Origin of the sequence: Centipeda periodontii DSM 2778 (assembly GCF_000213975.1) — a bacterium.
In the GTDB taxonomy this organism is placed as follows: Bacteria; Bacillota; Negativicutes; order Selenomonadales; family Selenomonadaceae; genus Centipeda; species Centipeda periodontii.
Genome location: NZ_GL892076.1, coordinates 450,046 through 460,910, shown reverse-complemented (window position 1 = coordinate 460,910; position 10,865 = coordinate 450,046). Strand labels below are relative to the sequence as shown.

The 10,865-nt window shown below is 53.0% G+C and carries 10 protein-coding genes; 1 reads left to right on the top strand and 9 read right to left on the bottom strand.

Translation table 11 applies throughout. The annotated features are described in order from the left end of the window. Window positions 1-530: 530 nt before the first annotated feature. The 3 genes from HMPREF9081_RS14775 to HMPREF9081_RS01995 form a co-directional block, all read right to left on the bottom strand. Entirely contained in the window at window positions 531-818 is a 288-nt protein-coding gene (locus HMPREF9081_RS14775) for a nucleotidyl transferase AbiEii/AbiGii toxin family protein (protein WP_154647273.1), read from the bottom strand. Next, window positions 805-1,119: a hypothetical protein gene (locus tag HMPREF9081_RS02000; RefSeq protein ID WP_154647272.1), complete on the bottom strand. Its 315-nt coding sequence runs from the start codon at window positions 1,117-1,119 to the stop codon at window positions 805-807. The genes HMPREF9081_RS14775 and HMPREF9081_RS02000 overlap by 14 nt, the downstream gene beginning before the upstream one ends. A gap of 153 nt (window positions 1,120-1,272) precedes the next feature. Further along, window positions 1,273-3,870 carry an N-6 DNA methylase gene (locus tag HMPREF9081_RS01995; RefSeq protein ID WP_006305248.1) on the bottom strand — a complete coding sequence of 866 codons (2,598 nt, stop codon included), beginning with the start codon at window positions 3,868-3,870 and terminating at the stop codon, window positions 1,273-1,275. A 513-nt stretch (window positions 3,871-4,383) separates the two neighbouring features. Here HMPREF9081_RS01995 and HMPREF9081_RS14705 point away from each other — a divergent pair. Next, window positions 4,384-4,506, top strand: coding sequence for a hypothetical protein (locus HMPREF9081_RS14705; protein WP_280956272.1), 123 nt, complete (start codon window positions 4,384-4,386; stop codon window positions 4,504-4,506). A 254-nt stretch (window positions 4,507-4,760) separates the two neighbouring features. Here HMPREF9081_RS14705 and HMPREF9081_RS01990 read toward each other — a convergent pair whose 3' ends face one another. The 6 genes from HMPREF9081_RS01990 to HMPREF9081_RS01965 form a co-directional block, all read right to left on the bottom strand. Further along, the gene (locus HMPREF9081_RS01990; protein WP_006305247.1) at window positions 4,761-5,456 is read right to left on the bottom strand and encodes a hypothetical protein; all 696 of its coding nucleotides are present in this window, start codon (window positions 5,454-5,456) and stop codon (window positions 4,761-4,763) included. Window positions 5,457-5,490: 34 nt separating this feature from the next. Next, complete coding sequence (locus tag HMPREF9081_RS01985) at window positions 5,491-5,814, bottom strand: DUF1413 domain-containing protein (protein ID WP_006305246.1); 324 nt, start codon at window positions 5,812-5,814, stop codon at window positions 5,491-5,493. A gap of 62 nt (window positions 5,815-5,876) precedes the next feature. After that, window positions 5,877-6,221, bottom strand: a complete 345-nt coding sequence (locus HMPREF9081_RS01980; RefSeq protein ID WP_006305245.1) for a single-stranded DNA-binding protein — start codon at window positions 6,219-6,221, stop codon at window positions 5,877-5,879. 232 nt (window positions 6,222-6,453) lie between these two features. Beyond that, window positions 6,454-7,689, bottom strand: a complete 1,236-nt coding sequence (locus HMPREF9081_RS01975) for a PLP-dependent aminotransferase family protein (protein WP_006305244.1) — start codon at window positions 7,687-7,689, stop codon at window positions 6,454-6,456. Window positions 7,690-7,908: 219 nt separating this feature from the next. Beyond that, window positions 7,909-9,225: a serine hydroxymethyltransferase gene (locus tag HMPREF9081_RS01970; protein WP_006305243.1), complete on the bottom strand. Its 1,317-nt coding sequence runs from the start codon at window positions 9,223-9,225 to the stop codon at window positions 7,909-7,911. Between the two features lie 159 nt (window positions 9,226-9,384). After that, a complete protein-coding gene (locus tag HMPREF9081_RS01965) occupies window positions 9,385-10,644 on the bottom strand; it encodes an SLC13 family permease (RefSeq protein WP_006305242.1) in 1,260 nt (419 codons plus the stop codon). Window positions 10,645-10,865: the final 221 nt, after the last annotated feature.

The window sequence follows — 10,865 nt, the reverse complement described above, 5'->3', positions numbered from 1 at the left end:
GTCAAAGCCGTATAGACACTGACGTATAATAAAAGTAAGGATAGAGATTCTTTGAGGTGGTAAATTTCGTGTCAACCACACGCCGCTGGTATGGACAGGGGAAACCCGAGAGATGCAGGGGAATGGCACGCCTGCCAAAGAATCTCGCCAAGAGGACGCCCTTCGGGGCGTCTTTTTCTGTCTGATACATTTATCCGTAAATGTATCACTTGCCGCGCACCTCTTACCAAATGTCTCCACCGCCGCAGCGGGAGAGACGCCTTGAGCGTGGGAATGGAACTGAGGAAGGGAAGGAAAATGATATGGACTTTGAAGAGGTACTGGAGCGGCGGCGGAGCATCCGCTTCAGTCGCCGCCGTCGCGTCCGCGCGTTGCACTCGACGATATTGTGCTCAAACGTTGTTGATTTTGGAAAGGAATATTCACATGACAGAGAAAAGCAAGAACCCCGCACCCGACCGCGCCGAGTGGAACGCCTACTTCCCCTCGGACTACTCGCTTTCGGTGTGTACGAGTCCGACGACGGACTTTCACGGGTGCGGTCCACCGCGACCGCATCCTCCTGACGGGCGACAGCCCGCTCGCCTCGAACGCGCTCGGACGGCTTGCGGCGGAGACCCTGCTGAAGGAAGTGAAATAACACACAAAAATATATCAATATCTTTACTCTTACGATGATTGAATACATAAGATAAGACCGTTCCCCCGCCTAAAGAATAGGTGAAGGAAGGCAGCTTGGCTTTCTCAATAATAGATGCAGCATATTCGAGTAGTTGCGTGGATAAAACATAATCCGGTTTGTCTTTAGAACTCACCATGATTCAACGCTCTCCTGAAATCATAGATTTCTCCTTGTTCCGGAAGGAGTTGGAAAATATCAATAATCTGCTCTTTGGATATATCCTGTTCACGCATAAAGTCTTTAATCAGGGATATATAACATTCGTCAAAAAATCCCAATAAATACCCCAAATGTTTGGTTTTATCATAAGGGATTTCTTTTTTGAATATCCTTGCCAAAGTTTGATATGTCATTATTTCACCATGCCTAATATTCATCAGCCCCTGACAAGCTCGAGATGCACGATTTACATATGGTCTTGATAAAACCTGCAACACATGACTCACCCCTTTTTTCTTTATTATACTACGGTACTTAGCGTAATACTACCTCCCCCAATTTACGGAAGAAATTCCCCCAACAAAACAAGTATTATTAGGGCTAGTTTTGTTGAGGGAATTTTTAGAATGATAATGATTTGGTAGAGTGTATCAAAAAATGTTAAATATACTGTTTTGTATGAGATGGTCTGCCAAAGATAAATTTTCCATAGCGTGGATCAACCTGTTTCCGGCGGCAATTTCCTGTGTGGCAGATTCCCAATCCTCCGGTATCGGAATTAACATTTCTTGTATGTGACGAGGCTGTAAATGTTGTTGCACAGAGCCATATTCATCAAGCAGCATCAGCGAGCGTGCCATCGATGAAGAAAAGTATGTTAATAAATAGGCGCGTAGTGTTTTGTCCTGCACTCGGATTCGAATTAAGTCGTCACTGACCAGATAGGTCATGGCTAAGTTCTTTGTGGCATAGGTGACTTTTCCGATTGTGCCTGAGCGTGTGATTAAAATATCCCCCTCCTTAATTTTGAGTAATGATCTGCACTCACGTTGCTGTCTTGTTGCCTTGGAAAAATCAAGCCATTTTACAGTAAAGCGACGTAATTCCAGGGCGCCATTTGCTGTCAAATATGGAGTGAGTTCTGCTGTATTCGTAGGATTATCCACCTTTATTGTTGCAGAATTCCATCGCGGACCCATAAAAATTTTCATACCGGCTTCTAGTTGTCCGATCGTTGTTACAGACCAGCCGGGTTTTTCATTATACTCCAACACATGATCGATTGCCCTGTTTAGGCGGGGAGAATAATGTTGGGGATTGAGGTTGAGGTGATCCTTAAGATCATTCCTGTGAATAGAGAAAATATACTCAGAAGGGTGTATAGCCGTATTATCTTGAAGGAATGAAGAATATGCCTCGGCAATTTCATCCAGATCTTGACTGAGAACGCCTGTGCTGCTCCCGTTGTTGTCAACCACGTAAACGGCGTTTCCCTTTGAGTCTTGTCCAATTCTTTGTGATTGTGCCATAAATATTCTATCATTATTTATTCCTTTGTGTCCCTTCGAATATTTTTCCAGTATCAGTACGCAAGTCCTTACACCGGTATCCGGTTGAAAGGTATCCTTATGCAGGGTAATAATAGCTTTGATATTGCAGTTGTCCAGCAGCCATGAACGATATGCTTCACAGGTAATGTTGTCCAATACCCCTTTTGGCAGAACGATACCCAACCGACCTCCTGGCTTCAACCAGTCGATGCAACGTTCCAAAAAAAGAAGTTCCGGGGATTGACGTGATAGGAGGTCATTATCAGATTCGGAAAAAATATAGGAACTATCCTGTTGTTGTGTATATGTATGTCCAAACTTAAAATTTCTCAAAATATTTCGGTCGGATATTTGGGAATCTGCTTTCTGACCAGAAAATGGCGGGTTTGTCACGATGATAGACGGTGCATTTGTTGTATTTGCAAAACAGCGCGATTTAATCCAAGGATCCAGTCGGTCATATTGATCGATAGAGTTTCCTCTCGTCATTCCTGTTTGTCCATCACCGGTAAGGAGCATTGCGCATTTTGCGATTTTTACCAATCTGGCAGCAATCTCAACAAGGTAGATGCTGTCTTTAATCGTTGTTAATTGGCGGTCTCGTGCTGCTGACCCATGTTTTGTAGACATGATCACTTTGCGACGCAAATAACGGAACATAGCGGTGGCAAATCCCCCGCCACCGCCGGCGGGGTCGAGTATTCGGTCGCCAATTTCGGGGGCTAACATTTTTACCATCATATTGACGACAAGCCTATTTGTAAAGAATTGACCTTGTTGTCGCTTGAGGTTGATGTGGGTGAATTGCTCGTATGTTTCTCCCATGAGATCCCAGTCATCTGCGTCATCATTACATGCAGCAAGATTCCACTTTTGTAATATCCCGACAGCTTCCGCAATACAGTCATTGCCAACGGATATTTTTTCATGGGCATCAAAAATATCCGGATATTGATCTGCATACTCTCTAAAGAGGGTTTGTATCGTGGAAGCTACTGCGGCTCTTCCTTCTACGGTTTTGAAGTTTTCGTCCGTAATCCAAAAACGTGGATATAGACCGGGACCGGTTTCGTCTTGGATTTTTGCAAGCAGGATTCGCACCATATCCATCGCTAGATCAAAATCTTCATTCTCCATCCCACGCCCATATAACTTGTTGTGACAAGTTGCTAGGAGAAAGCGTATGTTATGCGGGCGTTTAAGCTCTTCTTTTTGGGGGATGGCGTCGTGTTCAGACTGCCATAATTCGCGATAGAGTGGAAGGGATTGAATTTCTTCCAGCCTTCCGATTTCTTTGGTTTTGCGATATATATTGATTTGATTGCCGTTTGTCCACACTGCACCTACGGCAGACGTGTTAAATACATAGGAAACAAGCTGATTGTAACCATCTGTTACATTGGGTTTCTTGCATTCTACAACAAATAGAATATTTCCTTGATCGCCATCTAGTGCGGCTCGTTTATTGTGGTAAACAACAATGTCTGCGCGAATGTCAGCACCGGTTTCGTCCTGTAAAATCTTTGATCCGCTTTGAATGCTAACTTCTCTGCGGATGATTTCTTTCGGATAAAGATAGTCTTCGTGCAGAGTGCGGATAAAAGTTTGGCGCACAATTTCCTCTGGTGTAGTTTTTAAGATAGTTCCCGTGAGATAGTCAGAAATCGTATCGCCATAGTTCATGTTTTCAGTAGCCATAGGAATCCTCTCATGCAAAATAGAATTATCTTTATATCATATAGAATATCATAGATTCCAAAGAAATTAAATGAATTCCATCAGCATACTGCCGAAGAATTTCGTCACGATGAGATCCCTTCGGAGTGCCTTTTTCTGTGTGAATTTTAGGAAGTGCCGATAAAGCCCATCGAGCCGTCCTGACGGACTTCATTTTATCAGCAATTCCTTTCCGCATAAAATATGCCCGCCCACGAGGAGGTAAATCTTCGTGGGCGGGCGTTTTCGGCTGCTCCGGCAGAGGCAGGGGCTTCTCCCTATTTGGGAAGTTCTGATGCGCAGAGCCTCCCGCGCAGCTCCCCCATCGGGGGCTGCGAACGAATATATATCATTTGTAAGGGCGAAGCGTGTTTTGGATTTTGGGTATGTGCGTGCGGACGCGGAATTGGCGCGACATATGTCTGCGGCAGGGTGGTATACGGTGCTGTCTGCATCCGCACCCTGCGTTAGGGGATGCCGTTGGGTGTTTTGTGTTTGCGTTTTGCACTGCGACGTGCGATGGCGGTCTCTCCCGCCTGCCCCGCGTTTGTCCGCGCTGCGGTGGTCTCCGCAAAGGTCGGCACTGTCCGCAGATGCCGATCGGCGGCGCGGGGGTGATATTTGGAGCTCCCCTTAGGGAGTCCATACCAAGTTTTGTCTGCGTGCAAGCACGCAGGGGGCGTGCAGCCTCTTCGTTCATCTGCACCTGAACCGGGAGTGACCCCTGCCCCTGCCGGAACAGCCGTCATCTTGGCGCATCTTTTCCGTCTGCTCTGCGTCAATCAGTCCTCAGCATAGGGGTTCTGTGCTTCCGGCTGATTTTCTTGATTGGACGAAAAGTCTGCGCCAATCCGATTACGGTCTAAAATACGCTACTTCCCCTCCAGCAGCTCGATGATCTCTGCGAGGGCACTGCCCGCATTGCCGCAGATGCGCTCGTAGATAAGGCGTTCTGCGGGATCTTCGCTGATGGTGCTCTCCGGGATCGGGAGCTGTAGCGTGAAGTCAACTTCGGTGCGCACAAGTGCCTCGTCGAGGGCGCGGGAGGTGTCGGCTGCCGTTTTGGCAAGTACGTCCTGCATGCGGCGGACGGCATTCCGATCATAGTCGATCGTCCTCACCACCTCGATGTCGTAGCAGTAGGGCGTCTGGTTGCCGTCCTTGTTGAAGACGTAGCCCTTGCCCGCGCCGCGTTTCATCCTGCTCTCGGAACGCTGCTCCGCCATATGCGCGAGCGTCCGCAGGAAGCGGCGGCGTGCCTTGTTCTCCTCGGCGGCGGTGTCGAAGTTCAGCGGCATTGCCGCCTTTGCCGCCGTGATGGCGCGTCCGAGCCGCTCCTTTTCCTCCATGAGCGCGTGCCATGCACGCAGCACGGTCATGGGATTGTACGCCATGCGCGATTTCTCGCTGCAGTCCACGGCTTCGTCCGCCTGTTCGGGGACAACCTTGCTGCGGAGGTGCTTCTCCGTCACCGTCATGATGTTGTCTGTGTCGTCCAGATACGAGGCAGCCTCCTCCATCAGGCGGCTCAGGGCTTTCTGCATCTGGAATGCTTCTTTGAGATTCATGCGTTCCTCCTTCTTCTGTCGATTGTTGCACGGCTTACACGCGCTCGTACTGCATATTCCCTGAGCTGCCCCCCTTGCCGATGATTTTCACGTCTGCAATGGAGCCGCTACACACTAGATCGCAGAACGCCTTGCCGATGTTTGATGCGGACGCGTGAAATTTGCCCCAGTCTGTGCCGAAGAGCGTCGGCAGTTCGAACGTTGTCCCGGGGGTGAGCCTGTTGACGCGTATGATCGCCTCAATGCAGGCTTGCGATACAATCATACTGCGGATACAGGTGGTGTCGGGGATACCCTTTGCCGTTGCCTCCGCGCGGATGAAGGTATACTCCTCATCAGATACCTGAATCGTTTTCATAATGCTCCTCCTTATTCATATCCATATGAAAAAATATCTTTTCGCGTTGTTTCCTGCACATCTCAGATACGCTCGTACTGCATGATGTTCGAGCTGTCCTTGCCGAGCGGCTTTGCCGACCTGACCGTGCCGCCGCTCACCATATCGTAAAACGCCTTGCCGAGCGTCAGCTTCGTGCCGCGGCTCATCGTCCAGTCCGTTCCAAAGAGTGTCTTGAGGTTGAACTTCGTCCCCGGAGGCAGCGCTTCGACGCGGCGGAGCGTTTCGGCGTATGCCGCCGTGAACTCGTCTTCCGCGCCAAAGAGGAGGCTGCGGATGTAGACGAGAACGGGAACGCCCTGTTTCGCTGCTGCCGCCGCGACAACGGCATACTCGTCGTCGCTGAGTAAAAGTTGGATATTCGGCATGACAATGCTCCTTACATGTGATAGAATAGATGATGGATATGTAGTTGGCTGTGAACATATCTGAATTATAATACAGAATAAACCCCGTGTCAATCGGGTATAAAATATTTTTTGATGAATTCATCGGGGAGATGCGGGCACTCGCGAAAAACAGCATGAAAAACAGTGAAAACACGCCCTTCCGAACGCGTCGGAGGGGCGTATTTCTGTGCAAATATCAATCCTCTGCAGATCAGTCCTCGGCGACCCCCATCCAATCATCATCGAAGAGCGGGGCATCCTTGACGAGGGCGATGATCTCCTGCCGTGTCTTTTCGATCTCCTCGGCGGAGAGAATGGCGGTGAGCGGCTTTGCGAGGAGGGAGCCGATGTAGGCGATGTCCTCTTCGCGCATCCCGCGCGTGGTGGGGTTCGAGGTCGATAGGCGCAGGGCGTGGAGGAACAGCCCGGAGGTCATCGTGGGCACGCTGTCGGGCTTGACGCGCATCCCCATGCGACCGATCGCCTTGACCGCCTCCCGCATGTCGATGCCGGTCGCGGTGGAGCCGAGGACGAGGTGCGTATCCGTTCCGCCGCAGAGGACGGAGGCACCGTGGTCGGCAAGCGTCCGTGCGAGCACCTGTGCGTTCTTGACGACCTGCTCACAATAGATGCGGTATCGCTCGCTGCCCGCCTCGCGCAGGACCACGCCGAGCGCGGCAAGGTGGTTCATATGCAGTGCCTCATGCCCCGTGTTGATGACGGCGGTCTCCATGCGCGCAGCGAGATCCTGCTTCGTGAGGACGACAGCGCCGTCAGGACCGCGCAGGGAGTCGCGCGTGGAGAAGGTGACGACATCGGCGAACGGCACAGGGGACGACACCATCTTCGAGGCGACCAGTCCGACGCTCTGGCTGATGTCGACCCAGAGAAGGGCATCGACGCTCTGCGCGATCTCAAAGAGGATCTGATAGTCGATCGTGCGCGGATAGCTCACGGGCGAGAAGATGATGAGGCGCGGTCTGACCTTTTCCGCCTGCGTTCGGACCGCCCCCCAGTCGATCTCCTGCGTCCCCGGCTCGATGCCGTAGTTCTCGAATGTGTACGAGAGTCCCGCGACGTGATCCTTTTTCCGCAGGTTGAAGGAGAGCACGGTGTCGCCGGGCGAGAGGAGCGCCTGAAAGACGACGCGCGAGGCGGCGACGATGTTGCCGAGGCGGACAATGGCGTGGTCGGCGTGGAACAGTTCCTTGACGCGCTCGCGGACGATGCCGACAAGGTGCAGGCCGCCCGTCGGGGTATCGTCCCTCCGGTCAAAGAAGCTGTTTGTGAGGATGCTGCCCTCGAGGTACTTCGCGAACGGCGACATGGCGTTCATATTCGGCATGAGGGAGAGGGTGTAGCGCTGACGCTCGCGCTCCTCCTCAAGCAGATTGTAGATCTCGGGGTCAAACGCCTTCAGGTGGCTGACGACTTCTTCACGTTTCATGGGCAATTCTCCTCTTCCGTGCATTTGGATCTCTTCGGTTGATGACACACACGAACGTTTCGGGACATCAACCTTCTATACTCTTGTTCTTGTCCGTTTAGTATAGCACAAATCCGACTCGTTGGGCACCCTGTTTGTTGACGTTTCTGAATATTTTATGATGACAATAAAAAGCTCCCGCATGGGCATGGAGCTTTCATGCGGGAGCGCGTAGGAGGCTTATCGGAATAGATTCTTGAGGACGCTCATGCGCTCATGGGCGGCGTGCTCATGGATGCTGCCCGTATCGGACGAGGAGGTGTCGATGCGCGCAAAGGCATCGTTCATCCACTCCTCGGAGAAGATGGGCTTGTCCATGAGGAGTTTTGCGATCTTCATGCGCAGTGTGTCCTCCTCGCTCTCGGTGAGTGCACCGGCAAGCACGCGCGCGAGTACCTCGGCGATGACGTCCATATCCGTTTCCTTGAGTCCGCGTGTGGTCGGGTTCAGGCTTGAGAGGCGCAGTGCCGCGAGAAGGATCTGTGGCTGCATGGTGGGAATCTTGTCCACCTTTACATGGACGCCGATGCGGCAAAGCGTCTGTGCCGCATCCATCAGATCGACACCCGCTGCGGGCGCAGCGAGCACGAGATGCGTCTCGGTTCCGCTGCAGAGAAGGGATATGCCGCGCGATTCAAGGGCAGCAGCCAGTGCCTTGCTGTTTGCAAGTACCTGCTCCCCGTACGCGCGGAACTTTGGCTGTGCGGCTGCGTGCAGGGCAAAACCGAGGGATGCGAGGTGGTTCATGTGCAGCGCAATATGCCCCGTGTTGGCGACGGCGGCTTCGAGCTGCGGGGCGATCGCCTTCCTGCAGAGGAGAATGGCGCCGTCGGGACCACGCAGGGAATCGTTCGTCGGGAAACTCACGACATCGGCAAGGGCGACGGGTGAGGGAATGAGACCAGCCGCGACGAGTCCCACGCACTGTCCGATATCGACCCAGAGATAGGCGCCCACGGTGCGCGTAACCTCCGCGAGACGCTCGTAGTTCGGAATGCGCGGGTAGCTGACGGGCGAGAAGATGATGAGGCGCGGCTGCACCCGCTCTGCAATCTGCATGACCTCGTCCCAGTCCACCTTTTGCAGATGGGGATCGATCCCGTAGTTCTCAAAGTGATAGTTGAGGCCGGCGCAGTGTTCTTGCTTGCGCAGGTTGAACGAAAGCACCGTATCGCCCGGCTGCAATAGGGCGAGCAGCGCCACGCGCGAGGCGGCAGCGATGTTTCCGAGGCGTACGACGGCGTGCTCGCTGCCAAAGAGCTCCTGTGCCCGTGTGCGCACGAGCTCCTCGATGTAGTTCCCGTGTCCGGCTGCGCAGCTCTCGATGCTGCTGTTTGCGAGTGCACTTCCTTCGAGGAAGGCTGCAAGCGGCGACATCGCATTCACGGTCGGGACAAGCGAGAGCGTACAGCGCTGCCGCTGGATCTCGTCCTGCAGGAAGGTAAAGATGGCGGGATCGAATGCTTTGAGATGGCTCAGCATGTCTTCTTTTTTCATGATGATTTCTCCTCACAGATGCACGATGAAATGACAGGCAAATCGGATGGATATACCTGCCATTGATGAAACGTTGTCCTTTTCAGTTCGTTTGTTCACGGTCGTGCATGATGGGGAGCGAATACTCCTGCCGCCGTTTATATCTGTGGAGTCAGGGGTTTAGAACGGCCAGACGAGAGGGATGACCGCAAGGCAGACGATGAGCGAGACGAAGACGAGCGGAACGCCGACCTTGACATAGTCCATGAAGCGGAACTTCCCGGGGCCGAGGACGAGGGTGTTCGGCGGGGTCGCGACGGGCGTTGTGAACGCGCAGGATGCCGCGATGCCGATTGCCATGACGACCGGATATGGGGATACGCCGATGGACTGGGCGATCGAGATCGCGATCGGCGCGAGGAGTGCGGATGCCGCCGTGTTCGACATGAACTGTGTCAGACCGCAGGAGAGGACGAACATCGCCGCAACGATGACCATCGGGGACGGGTGATCGCCGATGAGTCCGACAACTTCGTGCGCGATGATCGCACCTGCACCGCTGTGCTCCATAGCGCTTGCGAGAGGGAGCATCCCAGCGAAGAGGAAGATCGTCGTCCAGTCGACGCCCTGATATGCCTGCTTTTCCGTGAGGCAGCCCGTCAGCACGCAGAGGAGACCGCCGATGATCGCAGAGGTCTGCATCGGCACGTTGATCTGCTTCTCGAGCACCATCGCGATGACGACGCCGATGAGGATGACCGCACAGATCATCATCTTGCGCGGATCATTCGTATCCTCTTCCTCCTTGGCAAACGCCTCACTGTCCACGAGCTTCCGCGGGCAGAGGCGGCGTCCGATCGTCAGCATGTAGATCATGCCGACGATCGAGAGCGGGATGCCGATCCACGCGAACTCGAAGAAGCCGAACGGCGTAAGACCGCTCGCGCCGAGAGTCGCGCTCATGAGGATGTTCGGCGGTGTACCGATCATCGTGATCGTGCCGCCGACGTTCGCCGCCACCGCGAGCGCCATGAGCTGCGGTGAGACCGGCAGACGTGCAGCGGCGCAGATCTGGATGACGACAGGCATGAGGCAGGCGACGGTCGCCGTGTTTGAGGACACGGATGAGAGGATGATCGTTATGAGCATCAGTGCCGCCATCAATGCACGCTCGTCATTGCCGGATTTTTTAACGACCGCAATGCCGATTTTTTGCGCGAGTCCCGTCTGGAACATCGCCGCACCGATGATGAACATCCCGGCGAAGAGGACGACGGTGGGATTCGAAAGCCCCGAGAAAACCTCTGTGGGCGTGAGTACGCCCAGAAGCCCGAGGGCGATTGCCGCGCTCATCGCCGTAACGGCGAGCGGGATGATCTCGGTGGCGAAGAGGATCGCCGCCACACCGAGAACACTCAGTGTCAGCATTGCTGCATCCATGAATACATCTCCTATCAGACAGTTCTAGTTTCCGTAGTCTATTTTTGGAAACTTTCTTTTGACAAATTCCTATAATTCTCTCTCTCTTCTGATTTTCCTCCTGTTTTTGGACAAAAGACCTATGAAACTTGCACATGAGAAACATAAGCGATAGTTATTATTTACCTGTGCTCACATCTAAATGATATTTAGTCACAAATAGAGAATCTCTTGCACTTGAC

What these genes read in the sequence shown, in the direction of transcription:
- HMPREF9081_RS01990 (WP_006305247.1), bottom strand. Translation starts at nt 5,456, where the DNA reads ATGAATCTCAAAGAAGCATTCCAGATGCAGAAAGCCCTGAGCCGCCTG.
- HMPREF9081_RS14775 (WP_154647273.1), bottom strand. Translation starts at nt 818, where the DNA reads ATGGTGAGTTCTAAAGACAAACCGGATTATGTTTTATCCACGCAACTA.
- HMPREF9081_RS01980 (WP_006305245.1), bottom strand. Translation starts at nt 6,221, where the DNA reads ATGCCGAATATCCAACTTTTACTCAGCGACGACGAGTATGCCGTTGTC.
- HMPREF9081_RS01985 (WP_006305246.1), bottom strand. Translation starts at nt 5,814, where the DNA reads ATGAAAACGATTCAGGTATCTGATGAGGAGTATACCTTCATCCGCGCG.
- HMPREF9081_RS01995 (WP_006305248.1), bottom strand. Translation starts at nt 3,870, where the DNA reads ATGGCTACTGAAAACATGAACTATGGCGATACGATTTCTGACTATCTC.
- HMPREF9081_RS01965 (WP_006305242.1), bottom strand. Translation starts at nt 10,644, where the DNA reads ATGGATGCAGCAATGCTGACACTGAGTGTTCTCGGTGTGGCGGCGATC.
- HMPREF9081_RS01975 (WP_006305244.1), bottom strand. Translation starts at nt 7,689, where the DNA reads ATGAAACGTGAAGAAGTCGTCAGCCACCTGAAGGCGTTTGACCCCGAG.
- HMPREF9081_RS01970 (WP_006305243.1), bottom strand. Translation starts at nt 9,225, where the DNA reads ATGAAAAAAGAAGACATGCTGAGCCATCTCAAAGCATTCGATCCCGCC.